Annotated in this window: 24 protein-coding genes and 1 riboswitch; of the genes, 8 read left to right on the top strand and 16 right to left on the bottom strand. The window is 70.3% G+C overall.

Translation table 11 applies throughout. The annotated features are described in order from the left end of the window. Positions 1–510: 510 nt before the first annotated feature. Positions 511–1,278: a GntR family transcriptional regulator gene (locus ACFCV8_RS14350; RefSeq protein ID WP_376685633.1), complete on the top strand. Its 768-nt coding sequence runs from the start codon at positions 511–513 to the stop codon at positions 1,276–1,278. Positions 1,279–1,321: 43 nt separating this feature from the next. On the opposite strand, the gene ACFCV8_RS14345 is transcribed toward ACFCV8_RS14350, so the two are convergent. The 3 genes from ACFCV8_RS14345 to ACFCV8_RS14335 form a co-directional block, all read right to left on the bottom strand. Next, complete coding sequence (locus ACFCV8_RS14345; protein ID WP_376685632.1) at positions 1,322–2,479, bottom strand: ROK family transcriptional regulator; 1,158 nt, start codon at positions 2,477–2,479, stop codon at positions 1,322–1,324. A 97-nt stretch (positions 2,480–2,576) separates the two neighbouring features. Continuing rightward, complete coding sequence (locus ACFCV8_RS14340; protein ID WP_376685631.1) at positions 2,577–3,227, bottom strand: response regulator; 651 nt, start codon at positions 3,225–3,227, stop codon at positions 2,577–2,579. Positions 3,228–3,335: 108 nt separating this feature from the next. After that, complete coding sequence (locus ACFCV8_RS14335) at positions 3,336–4,517, bottom strand: sensor histidine kinase (RefSeq protein ID WP_376685630.1); 1,182 nt, start codon at positions 4,515–4,517, stop codon at positions 3,336–3,338. A 108-nt stretch (positions 4,518–4,625) separates the two neighbouring features. On the opposite strand from ACFCV8_RS14335, the gene ACFCV8_RS14330 reads away from it, so the two are divergent. The 3 genes from ACFCV8_RS14330 (at position 4,626) to ACFCV8_RS14320 (ending at position 6,842) form a co-directional block, all read left to right on the top strand. Then, positions 4,626–5,564: an ATP-binding cassette domain-containing protein gene (locus tag ACFCV8_RS14330; protein ID WP_376685629.1), complete on the top strand. Its 939-nt coding sequence runs from the start codon at positions 4,626–4,628 to the stop codon at positions 5,562–5,564. A gap of 2 nt (positions 5,565–5,566) precedes the next feature. Next, a complete protein-coding gene (locus ACFCV8_RS14325) occupies positions 5,567–6,304 on the top strand; it encodes an ABC transporter permease (RefSeq protein ID WP_376685628.1) in 738 nt (245 codons plus the stop codon). Between the two features lie 100 nt (positions 6,305–6,404). Further along, positions 6,405–6,842, top strand: coding sequence for a hypothetical protein (locus tag ACFCV8_RS14320; RefSeq protein WP_376685627.1), 438 nt, complete (start codon positions 6,405–6,407; stop codon positions 6,840–6,842). Positions 6,843–6,912: 70 nt separating this feature from the next. On the opposite strand, the gene mug is transcribed toward ACFCV8_RS14320, so the two are convergent. The 7 genes from mug to ACFCV8_RS14285 form a co-directional block, all read right to left on the bottom strand. Continuing rightward, the gene (gene mug, locus ACFCV8_RS14315) at positions 6,913–7,476 is read right to left on the bottom strand and encodes a G/U mismatch-specific DNA glycosylase (RefSeq protein ID WP_376685626.1); all 564 of its coding nucleotides are present in this window, start codon (positions 7,474–7,476) and stop codon (positions 6,913–6,915) included. Positions 7,477–7,497: 21 nt separating this feature from the next. Then, positions 7,498–8,940 (bottom strand): adenylosuccinate lyase, encoded by a 1,443-nt coding sequence (gene purB, locus ACFCV8_RS14310; protein WP_376685625.1) that lies wholly within the window; start codon positions 8,938–8,940, stop codon positions 7,498–7,500. Positions 8,941–9,036: 96 nt separating this feature from the next. After that, on the bottom strand, positions 9,037–9,885 hold the full coding sequence (locus ACFCV8_RS14305) for an SGNH/GDSL hydrolase family protein (protein WP_376685624.1): 849 nt from the start codon (positions 9,883–9,885) through the stop codon (positions 9,037–9,039). Between the two features lie 105 nt (positions 9,886–9,990). Then, positions 9,991–11,010, bottom strand: a complete 1,020-nt coding sequence (locus ACFCV8_RS14300; RefSeq protein WP_376685623.1) for a hemolysin family protein — start codon at positions 11,008–11,010, stop codon at positions 9,991–9,993. Further along, positions 11,007–12,344 carry a hemolysin family protein gene (locus ACFCV8_RS14295; RefSeq protein ID WP_376685622.1) on the bottom strand — a complete coding sequence of 446 codons (1,338 nt, stop codon included), beginning with the start codon at positions 12,342–12,344 and terminating at the stop codon, positions 11,007–11,009. Before ACFCV8_RS14295 ends, ACFCV8_RS14300 begins: the two co-directional genes overlap by 4 nt. A gap of 190 nt (positions 12,345–12,534) precedes the next feature. Next, positions 12,535–12,960 (bottom strand): GNAT family N-acetyltransferase, encoded by a 426-nt coding sequence (locus ACFCV8_RS14290; RefSeq protein ID WP_376685621.1) that lies wholly within the window; start codon positions 12,958–12,960, stop codon positions 12,535–12,537. A gap of 111 nt (positions 12,961–13,071) precedes the next feature. Beyond that, positions 13,072–13,581 carry a transglycosylase SLT domain-containing protein gene (locus ACFCV8_RS14285; protein ID WP_376685620.1) on the bottom strand — a complete coding sequence of 170 codons (510 nt, stop codon included), beginning with the start codon at positions 13,579–13,581 and terminating at the stop codon, positions 13,072–13,074. Positions 13,582–14,063: 482 nt separating this feature from the next. Between ACFCV8_RS14285 and ACFCV8_RS14280 the strand changes: the two genes are divergently transcribed. Together ACFCV8_RS14280 and ACFCV8_RS14275 are read left to right on the top strand one after the other, a co-directional pair. Continuing rightward, complete coding sequence (locus ACFCV8_RS14280) at positions 14,064–14,291, top strand: antitoxin (protein ID WP_376685619.1); 228 nt, start codon at positions 14,064–14,066, stop codon at positions 14,289–14,291. After that, the gene (locus ACFCV8_RS14275) at positions 14,288–14,659 is read left to right on the top strand and encodes a fic family toxin-antitoxin system, toxin component (RefSeq protein ID WP_376685618.1); all 372 of its coding nucleotides are present in this window, start codon (positions 14,288–14,290) and stop codon (positions 14,657–14,659) included. Before ACFCV8_RS14280 ends, ACFCV8_RS14275 begins: the two co-directional genes overlap by 4 nt. A gap of 63 nt (positions 14,660–14,722) precedes the next feature. On the opposite strand, the gene bioD is transcribed toward ACFCV8_RS14275, so the two are convergent. Genes bioD through bioB form a run of 3 tightly spaced genes read right to left on the bottom strand, consistent with a single transcriptional unit; the run spans position 14,723 to position 17,869 of the window. Next, complete coding sequence (bioD, locus tag ACFCV8_RS14270) at positions 14,723–15,403, bottom strand: dethiobiotin synthase (protein WP_376685653.1); 681 nt, start codon at positions 15,401–15,403, stop codon at positions 14,723–14,725. A 2-nt stretch (positions 15,404–15,405) separates the two neighbouring features. After that, positions 15,406–16,710 (bottom strand): adenosylmethionine--8-amino-7-oxononanoate transaminase, encoded by a 1,305-nt coding sequence (locus ACFCV8_RS14265; protein WP_376685617.1) that lies wholly within the window; start codon positions 16,708–16,710, stop codon positions 15,406–15,408. Continuing rightward, the gene (gene bioB, locus ACFCV8_RS14260; protein WP_376685616.1) at positions 16,703–17,869 is read right to left on the bottom strand and encodes a biotin synthase BioB; all 1,167 of its coding nucleotides are present in this window, start codon (positions 17,867–17,869) and stop codon (positions 16,703–16,705) included. The genes ACFCV8_RS14265 and bioB overlap by 8 nt, the downstream gene beginning before the upstream one ends. A 142-nt stretch (positions 17,870–18,011) precedes the next feature. On the opposite strand from bioB, the gene ACFCV8_RS14255 reads away from it, so the two are divergent. Beyond that, positions 18,012–19,154: an 8-amino-7-oxononanoate synthase gene (locus tag ACFCV8_RS14255; RefSeq protein WP_376685615.1), complete on the top strand. Its 1,143-nt coding sequence runs from the start codon at positions 18,012–18,014 to the stop codon at positions 19,152–19,154. A 50-nt stretch (positions 19,155–19,204) separates the two neighbouring features. Here ACFCV8_RS14255 and ACFCV8_RS14250 read toward each other — a convergent pair whose 3' ends face one another. Together ACFCV8_RS14250 and ACFCV8_RS14245 are read right to left on the bottom strand one after the other, a co-directional pair. After that, complete coding sequence (locus ACFCV8_RS14250) at positions 19,205–19,411, bottom strand: DUF397 domain-containing protein (RefSeq protein WP_376685614.1); 207 nt, start codon at positions 19,409–19,411, stop codon at positions 19,205–19,207. Positions 19,412–19,434: 23 nt separating this feature from the next. After that, positions 19,435–20,295, bottom strand: a complete 861-nt coding sequence (locus tag ACFCV8_RS14245) for a helix-turn-helix domain-containing protein (protein WP_376685613.1) — start codon at positions 20,293–20,295, stop codon at positions 19,435–19,437. 202 nt (positions 20,296–20,497) lie between these two features. Here ACFCV8_RS14245 and ACFCV8_RS14240 point away from each other — a divergent pair, with 202 nt between their 5' ends. Next, positions 20,498–20,929, top strand: a complete 432-nt coding sequence (locus tag ACFCV8_RS14240; RefSeq protein WP_376685652.1) for an ATP-binding protein — start codon at positions 20,498–20,500, stop codon at positions 20,927–20,929. Positions 20,930–20,955: 26 nt separating this feature from the next. On the opposite strand, the gene ACFCV8_RS14235 is transcribed toward ACFCV8_RS14240, so the two are convergent. Beyond that, the gene (locus tag ACFCV8_RS14235; protein WP_376685612.1) at positions 20,956–21,429 is read right to left on the bottom strand and encodes a C40 family peptidase; all 474 of its coding nucleotides are present in this window, start codon (positions 21,427–21,429) and stop codon (positions 20,956–20,958) included. Between the two features lie 3 nt (positions 21,430–21,432). Next, positions 21,433–21,599, bottom strand: a riboswitch (cyclic di-AMP (ydaO/yuaA leader). Positions 21,600–21,959 lie beyond the last annotated feature (360 nt).

Below are 21,959 nucleotides of genomic sequence, written 5' to 3'. Positions count from 1 at the left end.
TCTGCCAGAGTTCCCGGCCAAGGCGTTGGCCACGGAGGGCGTGGCGGGCCGCCACGCGTGCGTCTGCGGCCGATGGGGGAAATCGGTTCGACGGGCTCGCGGCGACTGTGAGGGCTTTCGTTTGGATCGGGCCGGACCCGCATGCCCCGGTGCCGCGCCTCGCCGTGCGAGGCGGCGATCCGCCACCCGCTCAGACGGCAGGCGGTCGGCTGCCCGGCTGCCTGTCGGCCTCGGTTCCCGCGCGTCCTGGAGCTCATCCCGCCCCCGGCTGAGGTGCCGCGACAACCACCAGAACCAGGAGTCCCTGGTCGTGGGGCTTTGTGCTGCGCGCGTCTCACGGCATCACGAACGTCCTGTGAACGCTCTGCGGCAGGGGTTCGTTCCGCTGCGTGACCGACGGAGGATTGGTCTTGACCAAGGGTGTGTACCGTCCTATGGTCTCACCGTTAAGGCAAGAACCTTTAATAAATAACGTCGCGGAATATCCGCTGGGCGATTGCGGAGGACAGGGTGGGGACCACGCAGCTGGAATCGGTGCAGGAGCCGAAGTACTGGCACCTCAAGACCGTGCTCAGTGAGGCACTCGACTCGGACTTTGCGGTGGGCGAGATCCTGCCCAACGAGCGTGAGCTCGCCGCCCGTTTCGGAGTCGCCAGGGCCACGCTCCGGCAGGCGCTGGAGCAGCTCGAACTTGAAGGCAGGCTCCAGCGCCGCCGCGGCGTCGGTACGACCGTCGCCCCACCGCGCGTCGGCGTGGCTGTCTCCACGGCGCAGCGGGACTGGACCGGCGACGGTGCGGCGGAGGCCTGGCAGGCGGTGGACGCCACGGCGGCCCCTGCCCCGTCATCGGTCGCGTCCGTACTCGAAGTGGATGCCGCGGATCCGGTGCACGTCGTGCGCCGGATCCGGACGAGCCACGGCCAGACGGTCGCGGCGGAGTTCCTCTACGTTCCGTCGTCCTCCGTACCCGAACTCTCCGCGATCGACGCACCGTCCGGGCCCGCCCGCGCCCGCGCGGTCCTGCGCGAGCTGCACCGTCTCGGCCTCGACGGGCAGGACCGCTCCGTCGAGCTGGGCTCGGCGCGGGCGGACGACGCCAAGGAACTCGACCGGCTCCCCGGTGCTCCCGTGCTGGTCGTCACCACCCGCTACCTGGTGGCGGGCGGAACCGCCGCGCTCTCCGTCGCCACGTACCGGGCCGACACCTGCCGGCTCACCTTCGGTGACGCGGGCAAGGTGGAGATCAGCCACCACGGACCGGAGCGCCAGGCCTCCTGACCCCGACCGGTGGTGCCGACCGGAGCCGTACGGCCCGTCGCTCTCAGCGGCGGGCCGTCACCGTTCCCTCCACCGCGAACAACTGCTCCTCCACATGGTCGAGAGCCAGCCGCAACGCACCGGTGGCCACCGCCGCCTCACCGAGCAGCGACAGCGCGACCCGCGGCGGGCGCAGACAGTAGCGGGCCAGCTCGCTGCGGAGCGGATCGAGCAGGTCGTCGAGGCCGGTGGCCCAACCGCCCACCACGACGAGCTCGGGGTCCAGGGCCAGAACCAGGGCAGCGACATCGTGCACCAGCCGCTGAATGAACCGCTCGACCGCCTCCTGCGCCCGGACGTCGCCCCGCCGGGCCTGAGCGAACACGTCAGCCACGGCCGGCTCGTCCAACGGATCCAAGGGGGTGTCCGTCGTGGACAGCAACCGCTCCGGAGTCGCCTCCCTCCCCAGCAGGTGCAGCGCTCCGATCTCGCCCGCCGCGCCGCCGAAGCCGCGATGCAGCCGCCCGCCGATCAACGATCCGGCCCCCGGACTCAGCCCGGCCAGAACGAACACGATGTCGTCGGACTCGGTGGCCGCGCCCTTCCAGTGCTCCGCGACCGCCGCCGCATTGGCATCGTTCTCCACCAGAACCGGGCAGCGGAATGAGCGCCGCAGCCGCTCGCCCAGCGCGAGACCCGTCCAGCCCGGCAGCGCTGTGCCGAGCCGTACCGTCCCGTCCGCCTCCACGATGCCGGGGCTCCCAACTCCCACCGCGCGCAGACTGCTCCGGGCGACCCCGGTCCGCCGCAGCACGTCGGCCACCACAGCCCTGACCTTGTCGAGCCGGTCGTCGGCGGAAGCGGTCTCCGACACATCGCGGGCACCCGCACCGATGATCCGGCCGTCCAGCCCCGACAGCAGCGCGGAGACGCGGTGCGGACCGATCTCGATGCCGAGCAGATGACCGGCCTCGGCACGGAACCGGAACCGGCGGGCCGGCCGTCCCTGGCGCCGGGCCTCGCCCTCGTCGGGTACCGATTCGACGACCAGCCCGGCCTCGAAGAGTCCCTCCACGACCCCCTCGACCGTCGGCCGGGACAGGCCGGTGATCCTGGTCAGATCCGTCAGAGTGGGGGAGCCGGCACCACGCAGCGCGTGCAGCACCACTGCGGAATTGATGCGTCGCAACAGTGACGGATCCCCGCCGGTCAGCCGGCCCACGGTGTGTCCTCCCAGCTCAAGCGCATGTCAGGCGGATGGTACTCGTTGCCCGGGTGTCGGGCGACCACGGGATGGGGCGGTTTCCCGGAAGGCGATCTCAGCCCGGGGCGACGAACCCGGACTCGTATGCCGCGATCACCGCTTGGGTACGGTCCCTCGCACCCAACTTGGCCAGTACGGAGCTGACATGGGTCTTCACCGTCTCGACGCCGACCAGGAGTTTGGTGGCGATCTCCGCGTTCGACAGGCCACGGGCCATGAGCCGGAGGACCACGGACTCCCGCTCGGTGAGAGCCGCCCGCTCCATGGCGGCGCGGGCCTTGCTGGTCCCGTACTCGGCGGCGAGCTGCCGGACTGCCGCGGGGAAGAGCAGGGACTCGCCCTCGGCGACCAGACGTACCGCGTTCACGATTTCGGTGGGCCGGGCCCGCTTGATGAGGAAACCGTCCGCCCCGGCACGCAGCGCCTCATAGACGTACTCGTCGTTCTCGAACGTCGTCACCACAAGGATCTTCGGCGGGTCGGGCACCGTGCGCAGCACCACGCGTGTGGCCTCGATCCCGTCCATCAACGGCATCCTGACGTCCATGGCCACCACATCGGGACGCAGCTGATGCAGCAGCGGGATCACCGCGGCGCCGTCACCGGCCTCGCCCACGACCTCGATATCGGGTTGAGCATCGAGGATCGCGCGCAACCCCGCGCGGACGAGAGGTTCGTCGTCTACCAGAAGTACGCTGACCGCCATTGGCACAGCCTAGGGGGTTCCACGTTGCTCGGCGTGCGGTCCTCGCCTGGTGCCGGCCCGCGACCCCGCAGGGATGCGGCCTTGCGAGCCAGGCCAGGTGTTCGGTAGCTACGGAGCGATCCGGAGCCCGTCCAACGGAAGAATCGCGTGCACCCGCCATTCCCCCTCGCACGGGCCGGTGGTGGCCCTCCCGCCGAGCAGCGCCGCCCGTTCCCGGATACCACGCAGCCCGCTGCCACCGCCCGGGGCCGCGGCAGCGTCCCCGAGCGGATTTGTGACTTCCAGTTCCAGGCGACCCTCGGTGACGGCGATCCGCACACGGACGGGGACCGACCCCGAATGTCTCAGCACATTGGTGAGGGACTCCTGGAGGATCCGGTACCCCTCACGGGAGATCGCGCCCGGAACCTGCCCCAGAGGACCCGACATGTCCGCGTCGATCTTCGCCCCCGAGCCGCGTGCGGAGTCCAGGAGCCGGTCCGCCTCCACGAGCGTCGGCCGCTGACCGGCCGGCGCCTCCGACTCGCGGAGAACCCGCAGAACCCGCTCCAGGTCATCGAGTGCGTCCCGGCCGGTCTCCTCGATGGCAGCGAGGGCCCGCTCGGTGAACGCCGGATCCTGTGCCGCACGGGCCGCGCCTGCCTGTACGACCGCCACCGTCAACGCGTGGCCGATCGAGTCGTGCAGCTCACGCGCGATGCGATTGCGTTCCAGCAACTGCTCCGTGCGCTCCTCCAGGGCGGTCAGCCGCTGCACCTGCGAAGGCCCGAGCAGCCACCGGGCGCCCGCGGTGATCAGACGGCCGCTCACCACGACGACGGAGAGCAGCGCCAGAAGGGGCAGTGGTACGAACAGCCCGAACCACCAGTGCGGCTCCCCTCCGGGGACGAGCCATTCACTGCTCGGGCTCCGGCCGAAGGCGGCGAGAGAAAGCTCCACCGCGGTCACCGGCAACCACACCGTGGCGAGCCATACCGGAGCGGCGAGGAGCAGGCGCATCTCCAGCCACAGCACGGTTCTCCAGCGGTCGACCCAGGTACTCGCCGACGCCGTGGAGATGGAAGGATCCGCTCTGCCACGATCCTCCGGCGAGAGCAGCAGCTGTGCCTGTACCCCTTCGGCGAGCCGCATCCCGGGCAACAGACCGATCGGCACGGCGAAGAGCATCGGCACCCACGGCGAATCCGGCGAGATGAAGACCCACACGCTGTAGCCCGCACCCGGGATGAGCAGATGAAGCCATCGGGTGTAGGTGACGGACGCGGCGAGCGGCCGCAGGAGACGGAACATGCGGACATCGTGCCAGCTCACCGGGGCGCGGCGGCTCCCCCGTGAGAGGGAGGGGAAACCCACCCGCGAGTGAGGCGGGCGACCCGGCAACGGCGCGATGCTGAGGACATGACCAGCATCGACGTCCAAGCACTCACCAAGCTGTACGGCACGAAGCGTGCCGTGGACAACCTCACCTTCAGCGTGCGCCCGGGACGCGTCACGGGATTTCTGGGCCCGAACGGGGCGGGCAAGTCCACGACCATGCGACTCGTGCTCGGCCTCGACCGGCCCACCGGCGGCAGCGCGACGATCGGCGGACAGCCCTACGCCGAGCTCGGTGAACCCCTGCGCAGGGTGGGCGCCCTGCTGGATGCTCAGGCCGCCCACGGCTCGCGCACCGCACGGAACCACCTGCTGGCCCTCGCAGTCAGCAACGGCATCGGCGCACGAAGAGTGGAGGAAGTCCTGGAAGAGGCCGGCCTCGGCCAGGTCGGCGGTGCCCGCATCAAGACCTTCTCGCTCGGCATGCGTCAGCGGCTGGGCATAGCGGCCGCCCTGCTGGGCGACCCGGAGATCGTGATGCTGGACGAGCCGTCGAACGGCCTCGATCCGGAAGGCATCATCTGGATCCGTGAGCTGATGAAGCGGCTGGCCCGCGAAGGACGCACAGTCCTGGTCTCCAGTCACCTGATGAACGAAACCTCGTCATTCGCCGATCACCTGGTGATCCTCGGCCGCGGAAGGCTCCTGGCCGACGTGCCCATGCAGGAGTTCCTGGACTCCCGCAGCAGGCCCAGGGCCCGAGTGCGCACGACCGAGTCCACGAGACTCCGCGACCTACTGACCCGCAAGGGCTTTACCCCGACACAGGGCGACGACGGTCGCTGGACCATCGATGGCGCGAAAGCGGGAGAGATAGGTGCGCTCGCCGCCGCCGAAGGCATTCCGATCCTGGAGCTTGCCGACGAACAGGCCACATTGGAGCAGGCCTACCTCGACCTCACCGCCAACGCAGCCGAATTCGCGTCGGTGCCGACCCCTTCCACCCACCACCAGGAGGCCTGACCATGTCGACCGTCGCAGTGCTGCGTTCCGAGTGGATCAAGATGAGATCACTCCGTTCCGCAGCGGGATCGCTGATCGCAGTCGTGGTAGTGACACTTGCCGTCACGTTGCTCGTCTTCCCGACCGTCGGTCAGGCCGAGGCGGACAATGCCGGCGCAGATCCGGTCTTCGGTGCCTTCTACGCGCTGAACTTCGGCCAGCTCGCGGCCATCAGCTTCGGAGCGACGGCGCTCTCCTGCGAGTTCCTCAACAGCGCTCTGCGGATATCACTCGCCGCCGTTCCGCGCAGAACACTCTTCTACACCGCGAAGATCGCGGTCGTCGGGGCGTCGGCGGTCGTCGTCGGCCTGGTCACGAGCTTCAGCACGTTTCTGGTGGGCCAGCTGTTCATGGGCAAGTACACGATAGACCTGGGGGATCCGGGCGCTCTGCGGGCGGCGTTCGGCGGTGGGATCTATCTTGCGCTGATGGCTCTCCTCGCGGCCGGATTGACCGTACTGTTGCGCAGCGCCGTTGCAGCACTCAGTCTGCTCATTCCGTTCGTGCTCATCGTCCCGTTCGTGATCGGTGACGTCGCGGGCAGTGCCGCGGACTATCTGCCGGACCGCGCTGGGCAGGTGGTGCTTCATCAGAGCCCGCAGGGAAGCCTCGGACCGTGGAGCGGACTTGCTGTGACAGCGGCCTGGGCGCTGGTCGCCCTGCTGGCAGGCTGGTGGGCGGTACGGCGCCGGGACGCGTAGCCGGGAAAACCTCACGGTGATCCTTCCACGCGTATGGCCGAAGGCAGGTCAGAACCGAGGACAGGGGCGGTTTGTCAGTGCCGGACGGTTTACTGACGGCATGACCACCGCACATCATCTTCGCCTCATCGAAGCGTTGCGTACCGTGGAGTTCCCCGCGGAACGCATCCGGTCCGGCTCGAGAACCAGCGGCCCGGGGTACCACAGGGTGTCGCTGCATGCGGATGTCGATCACTGGGACGAGGACGAGGCACGCAGACTGGAGCATCGCGCGCAGTGCCTGGCGGAGCATGATGCACTGCTGACACTGCTTACCGGACGCTGGGGCGAGCCGCAGATGATCAGTCTGTGGAGTGCGCAGGAGCGGATGGCCACGGGGGAGGAGATCCCGGAGGCATGGGCCGAGACGGTCGCGGGGTGCGAGTTCCTCCAGCTGTGGAGGATCGAGGACCGATGGGCGGCACTCGGCCTCTACCTGGAAGAAGACGGGCCCGGATGCGAACTGTGCGTCGTGGTCACGGAGGTCGACCCGCCGTGAGAGCGCAGAGAACGACGGATTGCCATGGTGAAGAAGGGAACGGAATACCGGGGCGTGTGGACAGGAGCTGTCAGGACACTTCCGAGGTATGCAGGGTGTTCTGCTCGACACGGGCGAGCAGACGCCCGTACTCCTCCGCCATCGTCCGAATGGTCCAGTGAGCGTTCAGCCCACTCGGGTTGGGCAGGGCCCAGACGCGCGCGCCGCCGACCGTGTGGTCCTGCGGACCGATCCGGGCGGTCCGCCTGCCGAAGGCCGTGCGATAGGCCGTGACGCCCACGATCGCCAGCCACTGAGGCTGCAGGCTTTCGACCTTGGCGGCGAGAATCCGTCCGCCCTCCCGGAACTCCTCGGCGGACAGTTCGTCCGCGCGAGCGGTGGCCCGGGCGACCACATTGGTGATGCCGAGACCGTACTTCAGCAGCTCGCCCTGTTCGGCGGGATTCAACTGGCGGGGGGTGAAACCGGACCGATGAAGAACAGGCCAGAAACGATTGCCGGGGTGGGCGAAGTGGTGGCCGGTGGCCCCCGTCATCAGACTCGGGTTGATTCCGCAGAACAACACGCGCAGGCCACCCGAAACCACATCGGGAACGGTGCGGTCACGGGCGGCCTGGAGTTCTTCGGGTGTCATCCGATCAGGAGGCCGAGGCCGTCAGAGGATGGATCCCGGAGCGTACGCGGCTGCTTCGGGGTGCTGCTTGACGATCTCCTCGATGCGAGAGACCACCGAGGTGACCTGGTCACCTGCCGCACCGGTGAAGGAGAGCTTGTCGGCCATCAGAGCGTCGAGCTGCGCCCGGTCAAGCGGGATGCGGTCGTCGGCGGCCAGCTTGTCGAGCAGCTCATTGCGCTCTGCGCCCTGCTCGCGCATGGCCAGGGCCGAGGCGACCGCGTTCTCCTTGATCGCCTCGTGGGCAACCTCGCGGCCGACGCCGGCACGCACCGCACCCATGAGGACCTTGGTCGTGGCGAGGAACGGCAGGTAACGGTCCAGCTCACGGGCGACGACGGCGGGGAACGCGCCGAATTCGTCGAGCACCGTCAGGAACGTCTCCAGCAGACCGTCGAAGGCGAAGAAGGCATCCGGGAGCGCCACCCGGCGGACCACGGAGCAGGACACGTCGCCCTCGTTCCACTGGTCGCCGGCGAGCTCGCCGGTCATCGACGCGTAGCCGCGGAGGATCACCATCAGGCCGTTGACACGCTCGCAGGACCGGGTGTTCATCTTGTGCGGCATCGCGGACGAGCCGACCTGGCCCGGCTTGAAGCCCTCGGTCACCAGCTCGTGCCCGGCCATCAGCCGGATCGTCTTGGCGACCGACGAGGGCGCGGCGGCCAGCTGGACCAGCGCGGTCACCACGTCGTAGTCGAGGGAACGGGGGTACACCTGGCCGACAGAGGTGAAGGCCTGGGTGAAACCGAGGTGCACCGCGATGCGCTGCTCGAGGTCGGCGAGCTTGTCGGCGTCGCCGCCCAGCAGGTCGAGCATGTCCTGAGCAGTGCCCACGGGGCCCTTGATGCCCCGAAGCGGGTAGCGGGTCAGCAGATCCTCGAGCCGCCCGTACGCCACCAGGAGCTCGTCGGCAGCGGTTGCGAACCGCTTGCCGAGCGTGGTCGCCTGAGCGGCGACATTGTGGGAGCGGCCGGCCATGACCAGCTCGCGGTACTCGCCCGCCAGCTTGCCGAGCCTGGCCAGGACCGCCACCGTGCGGTCCCGCATCAGTTCCAGGGAGAGTCGGATCTGGAGCTGCTCGACGTTCTCCGTGAGGTCCCGCGAGGTCATGCCCTTGTGGACCTGCTCGTGGCCGGCGAGCGCGTTGAACTCCTCGATCCGGGCCTTGACGTCGTGCCGGGTGATCTTCTCGCGCTCGGCGATCGAGGCCAGGTCGACCTGGTCGACGACGCGTTCGTAGTCGGTCAGGGCGGCGTCCGGTACCTCGATCCCGAGGTCCTTCTGAGCGCGCAGCACCGCCAGCCACAGCCGGCGCTCCAGCTTCACCTTCTGCTCGGGGGACCAGAGGACGGCCAGCTCCGTGGAGGCATAGCGGCCGGCCAGGACATTGGGGATGCGAGGCTTCGCAGACACAGCAGTCACGTGTCCAGAGTTTACCTGCCGCCTGCAGCGGTTCTTGAGCGTCCACGATCGGTACGGCCCAGGTCAGGACAGCGACGACGGCCGGGGCGCGTGTCGCTACGCGGGCGGCGTCGGCTCGATGCGGCGCCAGGCCGCCACGGGCCCGGGAGCGTGGCCGTTCTCGGGGGTGACCCAGAATGCCCGGCCCAGCTCGGCGCTGTACTGGGCGCCCGTGCGCCCGTCTCCGGAGGAGCGGCCGGTCAGGCGACGGCCGATCCACGGGATCAGGTGCTCGCGGGCGAAGCGGACGTCCTCGACGCGCCGGGTGGCCCACCTCGGCGGCACGGCGGTCGGCAATGGGGTACGCCAGTCGCTCCGGGGCGGCAGCCCCAGCGTCTGCCAGACCGCCTCGGCCACCCTGCTGTGACCGTCGGCCGTCAGATGCAGGCGGTCGACGTCCCACAGCCGGGGGTCACCCAGCACCGGTGCCCCGTACAGGTCGACGACGACCGCACCGTGCCGGGCCGCCAGATCGTCCACCAGGGAGAAGAGCTCCTCCATCCGCGGACGGAAGCGTTCCAGTACGGGGCCGTTGCGTCCCGGGCTGCGCATGAGCACGAGCGTTCCGCACGAGGGCGCGAGACGCTCCACGGCCTCTTCGAGACGCCCGCGGACCATGCCCATGTCGCACTTGGGCCGCAGCGTGTCGTTGAGCCCGCCGACCAGTGTGACGACATCGGCGCGCATGGCCGCGGCAGCGTCGACCTGCTCGTCGACGATCTGGCCGATCAGCTTGCCCCGCACGGCGAGGTTCGCGTAGCGGAACCCCGGCGTGCGGGAAGCGAGCCGCCCGGCCAGCACATCGGCCCAGCCGCGGTACGACCCGTCGGGCAGCAGGTCCGACATGCCTTCGGTGAACGAGTCGCCGACCGCGACAAGACTGGTGTACGAGGCATTCATTTCCATGGCGGAGCGATCGTATCGCGGTGGGCCGGGCCCCTCCCGGAGCCTGCGGCCGCCGGACGGACGGCGGGCGCGACCGGATCGGATCCGGCCGCGCCCGCGCCCCCGTCAACGGGCCTTCGGACGCCCCACCAGCTCGCGGAGCACGTCCTCCATGGTGACCATCCCGGCCGGCCGGTCGGCCTCGTCGAGCACCGCCGCCAGATGCGTACGGCTGCGCCGCAATGCGGTCAGGACGTCGTCGAGCGGAGTGTCCGCCCGGACCCGCGCGATGGGCCGCATCGCGGTCACCGGGAAGGGCACGTCGCGCGGCGTGGCGTCGAGGGCGTCCTTCACGTGGAGGTAGCCCAGTATCCGTCCCTCGCCGTCCATCACCGGGAAGCGCGAGAAGCCGGTCTCGTACGAGAGCCGTTCCAGCTGCTCCGGAGTGGTCCCGATCCTGGCGTACGTGACCCGGTTCACCGGCATCGCCACGTCCCGTACCGGGCGCCGGCCCAGTTCGAGGGCGTGGCGCAGGCGCTCGGCCGAGCGGTCGTCGACCAGACCGGCGTCCCCCGCGTCCGTCACCAGCCGGGCCAGTTCGTCGTCGGAGAACGTGGCGGACACCTCGTCCTTCGTCTCGACCCGGAGGATCTTGAGCAGGGCGTTGGCGAAGGCGTTGATCGCGAAGATCACCGGCCGCAGCGCCCTGGCCAGCGTCACCAGCGGCGGCCCGAGCAGCAACGCGGCGCGGACCGGCTCGGCGAGCGCGATGTTCTTCGGCACCATCTCGCCGAGCAGCATGTGCAGATACGTCGCCACGCTCAGCGCGATTACGAACGAGATCGGATGGATCAGCCCGACCGGCACGCCCACCGCGTCGAAGACGGGCTCCAGCAGATGTGCGATGGCCGGTTCGGCGACGATGCCGAGCACAAGCGTGCAGAGCGTGATGCCGAGCTGAGCCGCCGCGAGCAGCGCCGAGACGTGTTCGAGGCCCCAGATCACGCTGCGCGCGCGACGGTTCCCGGCCTCGGCCGCCGGTTCGATCTGACTGCGGCGTACGGAGATCAGGGCGAACTCCGCCCCGACGAAGAAGGCGTTGACGACCAGGGTCATCAGGCCGATGAGGAGCTGGACGGCGATCATCGTGCGTCCTCCGCCCGATCGTCGTCACCAGGCGGCGGCGCGTGCAGCAGGGCCCGCGCGGCGCGGCGTCCGGACGCGTCGACCACGTCGATCCGCCAGCCGACCAGTTCCACGGTGTCGCCCACGGCGGGGATCCGGCCGACGTCGGTGGCGATGAGCCCGGCGAGCGTCTCGTACGGTCCGTCCGGCACTCGCAGTCCGATCGTCTTGAGCTGGTCGATGCGGGCGGCGCCGTCGGCCGACCACAGGATCCGTCCGTCGGCGTCCTCGCCGGCCGGAACGAGATCCGCGGTCTCGTGCGGGTCGTGCTCGTCGCGCACCTCGCCGACGACCTCCTCGACGATGTCCTCCAGTGTCACGACCCCGGCGGTGCCGCCGTACTCGTCGATGACGACGGCCATGGCGAGCTTTCCGCTCAGCCGGTCGAGGAGCCGGTCCACGGTGAGGGTCTCCGGGACCAGCAGGGGTTCGCGCAGCATCTCCGAGACACGAGTACGGGGGCGCTGCTCGGCGGGGATGGCGAGCACGTCCTTGATGTGTGCCACCCCGACGACGGTGTCCAGATTGCCGAGGTACACGGGGAAGCGGGACAGTCCCGTCGCCCGGGTGGCGTTCGCGACGTCCTCGGCCGTGGCCTGCGCTTCCAGGGCGGTGACCTGGACTCGGGGCGTCATCACGTTCTCCGCCGTCAGCTCCGACAGGTTCAGCGTGCGGACGAACAACTCCGCCGTGTCCGCTTCCAGGGCGCCCTGCTTCGCGCTGTGCCGGGCCAGCGCCGCGAGTTCCTGCGGGCTGCGCGCGGAGGCCAGCTCCTCGGCCGGTTCCAGGCCCATGCGGCGCAGGATCCGGTTGGCGGTGTTGTTGAGGTGGCTGATGAAGGGGCGGAAGACCGCGGTGAAGATGCGCTGCGGGGTGGCCACGGCCTTCGCCACGGCGAGCGGCGAGGAGATCGCCCAGTTCTTGGGGACGAGCTCGCCGACGATCATCAGGAACACGGTGGACAGCGCCGTGCCCAGGACGAGTGCGACCGAGGAGGCCACGCTCGGGGAGAGTCCGACCGCCTCCACCGGGCCACGGATGAGCTTGGCGATGGACGGTTCGGACAGCATGCCGACCACCAGGTTGGTGACGGTGATGCCGAGCTGCGCGCCGGAGAGCTGGAAGGTGAGGCTGCGTACGGCCTTCATGGCGCCGGCGGCGCCCCGTTCACCACGCTCGACGGCCCGTTCCAGCTGGCCGCGCTCGACCGTCGTCAGCGAGAACTCGGCCGCGACGAAGGCGCCGCAGGCCAGGGAGAGCAGTACGGCCACGAGCAGCAGGAGCACTTCGGTCATCGGTTCACCTCCGTCCCATGATCGGGCAGGGACAGAAGGACCGCTCGGTGCCGGTTGTGTCGACTGGGAGGCTCGCCCATGGGCGGACGCTCACACCTTTCGGAAGGATCGGACAGGGAAGTACCCATAGTAAAGGATCGGCAAAGTTCCCCGATCCTCCAGTGATCCGTCCGGCCCGGTGGCCGGGATGTCAGTCGGTGAGCGGCTTGACCCAGCGCCGCCAGTGGTCCTCGCGCCGGTAGCCGTTCGTGCCCCAGGTGCGGTGCGCGCGTTCATTGGTCTGAAGGACCATGGCGTCGACGCGTCGCCCGTCGAGGGCCAGGAAGCGTTGCTCCGCCGCTTGCGTCAGGGCCGTGGCGATGCCCTTGCGGCGGAAGTCGGGGTGCACGGCCAGTCGGTAGGCCGAGCACCGCCAGCCGTCGAAGCCCGCGATGACGGTTCCCACGAGGCGGCCGTCGTGCTCCGCGAGGAGCAGGGCCTCGGGGTCCCGGCCGATGAGCCGGGTCACCCCGTCGTGGTCGTCGCTGATGCTCGTTCCCTCCGCGGCTTCGCGCCAGAAGTCCAGTACGGCGTCGATGTCACTGAGGTCGGCGTGGCGGATGTGGAGATCGCTCATGGGCCGAGCCAAGCAGAGCGGGGGTCGGCCGGGCGAGCGTGTTTCGCGCTGTGGACGGTCCGCTGTGGTGCGGACGCGTCACGGCTGCGCGTGCCGGTGTGGATACCCGGCTCAGTAGGCCGAGTTGACGTTGTCGATGGAGCCGTAGCGGTTGGCGGCGTAGTTGGCCGCGGCGGTGATGTTGGCGACCGGGTCGGTGAGGCTGTGGGCCGTGCCGGCGACGTGGTAGGCGTTGAAGGTCGGCTGGATGACCTGGAGCAGGCCCTTGGACGGGGTGCCGTTCTGGGCGTTGACGTCCCAGCCGTTCTCGGCGTTGGGGTTGCCGCTGGACTCGCGCATGATGTTGCGGTGCAGGCCCTCGTAGCTGCCGGGGATGCCCTTGGCCTTCATGATGTCCAGGGATTCCTTGATCCAGCCGTCGAGGTTGTTCGCGTAGGCCTTGCCGGTCTGCTGGCTCTGGCTGTCACCGGTCGTGACCGCGGCGGCGATCTGCTTGGTCTCCGCGGCGTGGGCGGAGGCGGGGGTCAGGGTGAGGGCTGCCGCCGCGGCGGCGGTGGTGGTGAGGGCGGTGATGGCCAGGTTGCGGATGCGGCTGGTGCGGTTCAGGGCGCGAGCGGTCATGCGGAAGTAACTCCTGTGGGGTGGGACGAGGCCGCCCGGGTGCCGGTGTCGGCGATGGGGCGGATCCGCGGGATGCGGTACGGGGCGGGCGGGGCCGGTGGTGTGTCCGGGCCTGCCGTGGCTCCCCGTGATGACAACCATGGTTAGCGGCGCCCCGGCCAGGGGTCAATGATGTGACGTACTACCCCAATACGGAGTAATGTCCGAAATGATCCGTTTCGGAATAGTTCTTTCCCGCTTTCCATGGACCCGGGCAGCTACTATCCGGCCTCGTATGTGATCTGGCCCCTATGGGTGGCGTCACATGGAACGGGCCGTTTCGGGCCCGTTCGCGGCCCGTCGGAGAGCGATCCCGGGCGCGTCCTCGGGTCCGGTCCCGTGCCCCGGACCCCGTGCCCCGGACCCCGTGCCCCGGACCCTGTGTACGGAGCACCGGCGGGCTCCTCTTGCCGGTGCTAGCGGCCCGGCGCTAGCGTGGTGATGTGCCCAAGACTCAGCTGAACGTGAGAGTGGACGAGGCCACCGCCGAGGCCGCGCGGCAACGCGCGCTGCAGAGGGGGATGAGCGTGAACCGCTATATAGAGGAGCTCGTACGGCAGGACGCGGGCGAGGCAGGCCACACCTTCGTCGAGGCAGCGGCCGATTTCATGAAGCAGTACGAGTCGGTGTTCGCCGAGGAGTTCGGCCCGGAGCGCAGAGGCACGCGTTGAACCTGCAGATCGACCTCTCCTGGCTGCTCATGGTGGCCGAGCACAAGACCCCCGGTGATCCGCAGGTCGTCGACTGGGGCGCGCTCGTGGCCGCGGTGGCCCGTCACGAGGCCGAGATCTTCGGCAGTCCCGTGTACAGCGACCCGCATTCCCGGGCCGCCGCACTCCTCCAGCTGCTGCTTCACGTCCCGGCGCTCGAACACTCCAACGCGATGTTCTCCTCGGCCGTCGCGTACGGGTATCTCGTCGCCTCCGGGCTCAAGGTCGTCACCTCGCCCGAGCAGGTCCGTGACCTGGCCAGACTGGTGAAGGAGGGCAAGGCCGACGTACGGGCCATCGCCGACGAGCTCCGCCAGTGGAGCCTGTGACACGGATGGGAGCCGTGCGGTCCGCGGCCCGGTGATACGGCCGTCCGGCGCCGACGGCCCTGCTCAGCGCTCCCCGCCCAGTTCCACCGAGAGCCAGCCCCGGGCCCGCGCCCGGAAGTCTGCGGGGTCCAGAGCCCCCGCGCCGGCCGGCACCGAGCCCAGCAGCGGGGCACCCGTCACCACGGGAAGGTCCGCCAGATTGCAGCGCGCCGCGAGATCAGGCTCGGCGGGCATGCTGCCCACCACCACGCCCCGGCACTCCAGCCCCCGGGACCTCAGGGCCTCCGAGGTCAGCGCCGCGGAGTTGAGCGTGCCGAGCCCCGCGGGCGTCACGACCAGCACCGGCGCGGCCAGCAGCCGGGCGGCGTCGGCGAGCGTCGAACCCTCGTCGTCGAACCGGACGAGCAGCCCGCCCGCCCCCTCCACCAGGACCAGATCGTGCTCCGTCGCCAGCTTCCGCGCCGCGTCGGCGACGTCGTACGGCCGCACCGGCGGGAGCCCGGACCGGCGGGCAGCGGTCGCCGGGGCCAGCGGCTCGGGGAAGCGGGCCAGCTCGACCGCCGTGACATGATCACCGGCCAGCCGCGCCACCTCGGCGGCATCGCCGGGCTCGCCGGGGGCCAGGCCGGTCTGAGCCGGTTTGAGGACCGCGACGCGGCGGTCCGCGTGCGCCGCCGCCACGGCCGCGGTCACGATCGTCTTGCCGATCTCGGTGCCCGTACCTGTCACCACCAGAATCGTCACTCTCATCCCTCCCGCGCGGCCGCGCACACGGCCCGGCAGATCCGCGCCACGTCCTCGTCGCCCGTCACATACGGCGGCATCGTGTAGACCAGATCGCGGAACGGCCGCAGCCACACCCCTTCCCGTACCGCCGCCCGGGTCGCGGCCGTCATGTCCACCTCGTGATCGAGCTGCACGACGCCGATCGCGCCCAGGACCCGCACGTCCCGCACCCCGGGCAGCCCGGACGCCGGGGCGAGGCCCTCCTGCAGCCCCGCCCCGATCCGCTTCACCTCTCGCTCCCAGTCCTGGCCGAGCAGCAGGTCGATCGAGGCGCACGCCACCGCGGCGGCGAGCGGATTGCCCATGAACGTCGGGCCGTGCGCGAGCACCGGCACCTCACCCCGTGAGATGCCCTCCGCCACCCCGGAGGTGCACAGCGTCGCCGCCATCGTCAGATAGCCGCCGGTCAGCGCCTTGCCCACGCACATCACATCGGGCGAGACGCCGGAGTGCTCCGCGGCGAACAGTTTCCCGGTCCGGCCGAACCCGGTGGCGATCTCGTCGAACACCAGCAGCACGTCGTTCGCGTCGCACGCCTCGCGAAGCACCCGCAGATACGCGGGGGAGTGGAAGCGCATCCCGCCCGCGCCCTGGACCACCGGCTCCACGATGACCGCCGCCAGCTGATCGGCATGCCCGGCGATCAACTCCCGCAGATGCCGCGCGTAGGCGGCGTCCGGCTCCGCGTCGAAACCGGACGGCGGCTCGTCGGCGAAGATCTGGCGGGGCAGGACGCCCGACCACAGCTCGTGCATGCCGCCCTCGGGGTCGCACACCGACATCGGCTGCCAGGTGTCCCCGTGATAGCCGCCGCGCCAGGTCAGCAGCCGCTGCTTGGCGGGCCGGCCGGCCGAACGCCAGTACTGCAGGCACATCTTGACCGCGACCTCGACGGAGACCGACCCCGAGTCGGAGAGGAAGACGTGCCTCAGCGGCTCCGGGGTGATCGCGACCAGCCGGGTGGCCAGCCGCACGGCGGGCTCATGGGTGAGTCCGCCGAACATCACATGGCTCATCCGGTCCAGCTGCTCGCGGGCCGCCTCGTTGAGGACCGGGTGGTTGTAGCCGTGCACCGCGGACCACCAGGACGACATGCCGTCGACCAACTCGGTCCGTCCGTAAGCCGGTTCGGCCAGTCTGAGCCGTACCCCGGACGCGGACTCCACGACCAGCGGCTCCGTACGGCCCGGCATCGGGCCGTACGGATGCCAGACATGGGCCCGGTCCAGCGCACGCAGCTCGGCCGGGGAGAGCGCGTCAGGCATTGGGGGCGAGATCCGTTCCCGCGCCGCGACGGCGGACCGCCACCAGGTCGGTGCGCGCGTCCGGAACCTCGGCGGTCCTGGCCGGCTCCGCCTCGGGCGCGTCACCGCAGGGGGCGCATCCGCCGTCGTGCGAGCCGCATCCGCCACTCCGATCCGCCCGGTGCGCGGGCAGCGTCGTCGTGCCCGCGCCCTCCACCTCGAAACCGGCGTCCGCGATCATGTCCAGATCCACCTGACCGGCCTGGCCCTCGCTGGTGAGGTAGTCGCCCAGGAAGATCGAGTTCACCAGGTGCAGGGCCAGTGGCTGCATCGAGCGCAGATGTACCTCGCGCCCGCCCGAAAGCCGCACCTCCACGTCCGGGCAGACGAACCGGACCATCGCCAGGATGCGCAGGCAGTGCTGCGGGGTGAGGTTCCACTCCTTGGCCAGCGGCGTTCCCTCGAACGGGATCAGGAAGTTCACCGGCACCGAGTCCGGGTCCAGTTCGCGCAGCGCGAAGACGACGTCGACCAGGTCGGCATCGCTCTCGCCCATGCCCGCGATCAGCCCGGAGCACGCCGACAGCCCCGCGGACTGGGCCTGGCGCACCGTCGCCACCCGGTCCGCGTAGGTGTGGGTGGTGGTGATCTCCCCGTACGTCCCCTCGGACGTGTTGAGGTTGTGGTTGTAGGCGTCGGCGCCCGCCGACCGCAGCCGCTCGGCCTGGCCGTCGGAGAGCAGGCCGAGGCAGGCGCACACCTCGACGCCCTCGTTCTGCTCCTTGATCGCCTCGATGGTCTCCGAGACCCGGTCGACGTCGCGGTCCGTGGGGCCGCGCCCGCTCGCCACCAGGCACACCCGCTTCGCCCCGCCCGCCACTCCGGCGGCGGCGACCTTCGAGGCCTCGTCGGGCTTCAGCCAGGTGTACTTGAGGATCCCGGCCTTCGAGCCGAGCCGCTGCGAGCAGTACGAGCAGTCCTCGGGGCACAGGCCGGACTTGAGGTTGACCAGGTAGTTCAGCTTCACGCGACGCCCGAACCACTGGCGGCGCACCTTCCCGGCCGCGGCCACCACTTCGAGCAGATCGTCGTTCGAGGTCGCCAGCACGGCGAGGGCTTCTTCACGGGTCGGCAGCTCGCGCCGCAGGCCCTTGTCCACCAGCGTGGTCAGGAGGTCCATGGCCAAGATCCTGTCCTAACACACGCCACACAGCCAAGGAGGAACCGGACAACAGTGCCTGTCGATGGTGTGTGTATTGCCACACCATGACCTGTGGTGCTCCCGGTTAGGCTCTGTGAGCTGCCTACAAAAGGGACTGCTCATGCCCTTCGACCCGTTCGGCTGGATCGACGCCGAGGAGCGCCGTCGTGCCGACGCCGGACTCGTCCGTGTCCTCCGCCCCCGGCCCGCCGCCTCCGGGCTCCTGGACCTCGCGAGCAACGACTACCTGGGGCTGGCCAGACACCCCGGCATCACCGGAGCCGCGGCCGCGGCGGCACGCGAATGGGGTGCGGGCGCGACCGGTTCACGTCTGGTCACCGGCTCCACCGAACTCCACGCCGCACTCGAAGAGGAACTGGCCGAGTTCTGCGGTTTCGAGGCGGCCCTGGTGCTGTCCTCCGGCTACGCGGCCAACCTTGCGGCCGTCACGGCGCTCACCGGACACGGCTCGCTGATCGTCTCCGACGCGGGCAACCACGCCTCCATCGTGGACGGATGCCGGCTCTCCCGCGCGCGGACCGCCGTCGTGCCGCACGCCGAACCCGAGGCCGTACGCAAGGCCCTGCGGACGCGGGACGGGCGGGCGCTCACCGTCACGGACTCGGTCTTCTCGGTCGACGGCGACGCGGCACCACTGGCCGAACTGGCCGAGATCTGCCGTACGGAGAACGCCGCGCTGCTCGTGGACGACGCGCACGGACTGGGCGTGCTCGGAGCGGGCGGCCGGGGCGCGCCGGCCGCCGCCGGACTCGCCGGCGCCGCCGGGGTCGTGACCACGCTGACCCTCTCCAAGTCCCTCGGCAGCCAGGGCGGAGCCGTCCTCGGGCCGGCCCGGGTCATCGAGCACATCGTCAACACGGGCCGGACGTTCATCTTCGACACCGGCCTCGCCCCGGCCGCCGCGGGTGCCGCCCTGGCGAGTCTGCGACTGCTGCGCCGCGAACCCGAACGGGCCGGCCGGGCCCGGGCGGTGGCCACCGCGCTCCACGAGCGGTTGACCGCGGCCGGGCTGGCCGCCGTACGGCCCGACGCGGCCGTGGTGTCGGTGCGGGCGCCCTCGGCGGACGCGGCGGTGCGCTGGGCGGCCGACTGCCGTGCGGCCGGTGTCGCCGTGGGCTGCTTCCGGCCTCCGTCGGTTCCGGACGGGGTGTCCCGGCTCCGGCTGACCGCGCGCGCCGACCTGACCGAGGAGCAGATCACCACCGCCGTGTCGACCGTCCGGCGGACCGCGCCCGCAGGCTGACCGCGCCCGCCGACCGACCGGACGGACCGGCGGACGGGGAGACGGGGGCGTCAGTCGGCCGGAGCCCGGTGCAGACCGGTGACGAAGGCGGTCCAGGCCGTCGCGGAGAACCTCAGCGGCGCCCTGGACAGGTCCTTGGAGTCCCGCACGGCGAGCCGCCCGTCGGAGAAGGGCGCGGTCTCCACGCAGTTGTTCATACCTGTGCTGCGGCTACTGCGCCGCCAGTACGAGTCGTGCTGTGCCAGGCAGTCCGACATGGGTCCCCTCCGGGCGGTCCGGGTCACTGTGCGCCACGGTTGACCGCGGCGATGAGATCCAACGAGTGCTCCGGCGACAGCGCGTGCGCCTGCATGGTGCGGAAGGCCGAGCTGTACGCCTCGAGGTCTTCTTTCCGCTCCAGGTAAAGGCTACTCGTCAAATGGTCAAGAACGACCACATCTAGATCTGAAGTGTTCGGAAAAGAGAAGATAACGAAAGGTCCCGTGAGTCCGGTGTAGCCGCCCATCGAGAACGGCAGCAACTGGAGCCGGACATGGGGCAGCTGGGCGACCCTGGTCAGATGGCGCAGCTGTTCCCGCATCACCCGGCGGCCCCCGACCTCGCGCCGAAGTACCGCTTCGTCCAGCACCGCACTCAGCCGCAGCGGCGGATCGGTCCGCAGCACCCCCTGGCGGGCCAGCCGCACCTCCACCAGTGAGTCCAGTTGACCGGCGGGCAGCCCGTCGAGCGACGCCCGGGTCACCGCACGCGCGTAGTCGGCGGTCTGCAGGAGTCCCGGCACCACGGAGGTCTCCAGCGTGCGTGCGGTGCGCGCCTGCGACTCCAGGCTGATGAAGTCGCGGTACTGGGAGGGAAGCAGGCCGCGATAGGCGTGCCACCAGCCCGTACCGCCCCCGCCGGCCGAGCCCGCCAGCGCGGCCAGGAGGTCGCGGAGCCGGGGGTCGTCCACGCCGTACGTGTCCAGCAGCCGGGTGACGTCGGCGGGCCGCACCCCGCTCACCCCGGTCTCGATCCGGCTCACCTTCGACTGGTGCCAGCCGAGCACCCGGGCCGCCTCCCGGCTGGTGAGCCCCGACGCGTGGCGCAGGCTCCGCAGTTCTTCCCCGAGCTTGCGGCGCCGTACCGCAGGGCCGTGCTGCATGCGCGGCCTCCCTCCGTGTTCCGCCGACCGGACAGTGTGCCGCCGTTCACGGGCATATGTGGCAGGGTTCACCGCATTGAGCGATAGATATATGCATATCGTGGTGCAGCACCGTCACAGACGGCAGCATCAGGGGCAATCCGGCGCCAAGCGCGACCCGGTCCGATCTCGGTTCGGCCCGGGCGGGAAGGGACGGCTCGCCGTGGCAGACCATCAGAAGGCACGCATCACCCTGCCGAGCGAGCCGGTCTCGGTTCCGGCCGCGCGCAGATACGTGGCCGGGGTGCTCGGCGATTGGGGCCTGGCCGCCGACGCCGATTTCGTCGACGGCATCCGGCTCATCGTCTCCGAGCTCGCGACCAATGCCGTGCAGCACACCTTCGGGCAGTCGCCCACCTTCACGGTGGATCTCCGGCTGGATCAGGAGGGGGGACTCCATGTGGGGGTGACGGACAGCCATCCGCAGCGGCCCAGGCGACTGCCCGCCGCGGTGCGGCAGGACAACGGACGCGGCATGGGAATCATCCGTTGCCTGGCCCAGCAGCGCGGCGGGCGGCTCACGGTCACCGCCACCGCCGACGGCGGCAAGACGGTGAGGGTCACGCTGCCGTGGCAGGTGCCCGTGCAGCGTTGACCAGGACCTTCGGGGGCCGGCCCGGCTCAGCCGACCCGGCCGTAGTAGACGCTTCTGGTCCAGATCTTCTCCAGCCGCACCACCGCGCCGGTCCTCGGCGAGTGCCAGATCCTGCCGTCCCCGGCGTAGATCCCGACGTGGTAGATGCTGCTGCCGTAATGGAAGAAGACCAGGTCGCCGCGTTGGCGGCGGGAGGCCGAGATGTGGCGGGTCCGGTTGTACTGCTGCTGCGTCGTACGAGGGAGCTTCCTGCCCGCCTTCTTGAACGCGTAGAGCGTCAGGCCCGAGCAGTCGAAGCGGTGGGGTCCGGCGGCGCCCCAGCGGTACGGTGACCCCTTCTTCGACGCCGCGATGCCGAGCGCCTTCATCGACACGGTGGCGGCCTGGGCGTCCGCCTGGACACCCGGGGCGAACACGGTGCTGCCGACGGCGGCGAGTGTGAGAACCGAGGCCGTTCCGGCCCGGACGAGCAGAGACGGGACATGAACCTGCGCAGACATGCGCAACCCTTCGTCAGCCGCCTGTGAAGGATGACCTGTCGGGTTCGGGCCTGCGAAGTCGCCCGGCCGCGTGGTGCGGCTTCACCCCGAGGGTCGTCCGGTGTGTCCGGGCCGACCCGTTGTGCTCGGGTCCTCCACTCCTGCCGATCCACTTTCGTCGACCAGACATCCGGGCGGCGGCAGGACTCGGCGTCCGCCCGGACCGCCCCGCCGCGGTGGCGGGGGCTTGTCGTCCCAGGGATCTTGACTCACGGACCGACGGATTTCCGAGCTGAAAAAGGGATATGTGAGGCTCCTCACGACTGATCCATTCAGGTGGACATGGTGCTTCCCGGGCCTTTGTCGAAGTGCCGGGCCGGTGCCGTACCAGCGGCGGAAGCACTGATTCCGAACACTGTCCGCGCGAAACACGCAAGTTGAGCGGTCCCTCGCGAGAGGGACTTCCTACGCCGAACGAGCGAGGAAAACCGATCACCGTGTCGGGTGTGTCGGTTACGGGAGCGGGGTGAAGGCCGTGGGCGGTGCGGTCG

Origin of the sequence: Streptomyces sp. NPDC056347 (assembly GCF_042262625.1) — a bacterium.
GTDB lineage: Bacteria > Actinomycetota > Actinomycetes > Streptomycetales > Streptomycetaceae > Streptomyces.
Note: the sequence above shows the minus strand (reverse complement) of the source record. Positions and strands in the feature narration are given on the sequence as shown.

Coding starts and splice junctions, on each gene's coding strand:
- ACFCV8_RS14340 (WP_376685631.1), bottom strand. CDS start 3,227: ATGGCGGTCAGCGTACTTCTGGTAGACGACGAACCTCTCGTCCGCGCG.
- ACFCV8_RS14335 (WP_376685630.1), bottom strand. CDS start 4,517: ATGTTCCGTCTCCTGCGGCCGCTCGCCGCGTCCGTCACCTACACCCGA.
- ACFCV8_RS14330 (WP_376685629.1), top strand. CDS start 4,626: ATGACCAGCATCGACGTCCAAGCACTCACCAAGCTGTACGGCACGAAG.
- ACFCV8_RS14325 (WP_376685628.1), top strand. CDS start 5,567: ATGTCGACCGTCGCAGTGCTGCGTTCCGAGTGGATCAAGATGAGATCA.
- ACFCV8_RS14320 (WP_376685627.1), top strand. CDS start 6,405: ATGACCACCGCACATCATCTTCGCCTCATCGAAGCGTTGCGTACCGTG.
- mug (WP_376685626.1), bottom strand. CDS start 7,476: ATGACACCCGAAGAACTCCAGGCCGCCCGTGACCGCACCGTTCCCGAT.
- ACFCV8_RS14305 (WP_376685624.1), bottom strand. CDS start 9,885: ATGGAAATGAATGCCTCGTACACCAGTCTTGTCGCGGTCGGCGACTCG.
- ACFCV8_RS14300 (WP_376685623.1), bottom strand. CDS start 11,010: ATGATCGCCGTCCAGCTCCTCATCGGCCTGATGACCCTGGTCGTCAAC.
- ACFCV8_RS14295 (WP_376685622.1), bottom strand. CDS start 12,344: ATGACCGAAGTGCTCCTGCTGCTCGTGGCCGTACTGCTCTCCCTGGCC.
- ACFCV8_RS14290 (WP_376685621.1), bottom strand. CDS start 12,960: ATGAGCGATCTCCACATCCGCCACGCCGACCTCAGTGACATCGACGCC.
- ACFCV8_RS14285 (WP_376685620.1), bottom strand. CDS start 13,581: ATGACCGCTCGCGCCCTGAACCGCACCAGCCGCATCCGCAACCTGGCC.
- ACFCV8_RS14265 (WP_376685617.1), bottom strand. CDS start 16,710: ATGCCTGACGCGCTCTCCCCGGCCGAGCTGCGTGCGCTGGACCGGGCC.
- bioB (WP_376685616.1), bottom strand. CDS start 17,869: ATGGACCTCCTGACCACGCTGGTGGACAAGGGCCTGCGGCGCGAGCTG.
- ACFCV8_RS14255 (WP_376685615.1), top strand. CDS start 18,012: ATGCCCTTCGACCCGTTCGGCTGGATCGACGCCGAGGAGCGCCGTCGT.
- ACFCV8_RS14250 (WP_376685614.1), bottom strand. CDS start 19,411: ATGTCGGACTGCCTGGCACAGCACGACTCGTACTGGCGGCGCAGTAGC.
- ACFCV8_RS14245 (WP_376685613.1), bottom strand. CDS start 20,295: ATGCAGCACGGCCCTGCGGTACGGCGCCGCAAGCTCGGGGAAGAACTG.
- ACFCV8_RS14235 (WP_376685612.1), bottom strand. CDS start 21,429: ATGTCTGCGCAGGTTCATGTCCCGTCTCTGCTCGTCCGGGCCGGAACG.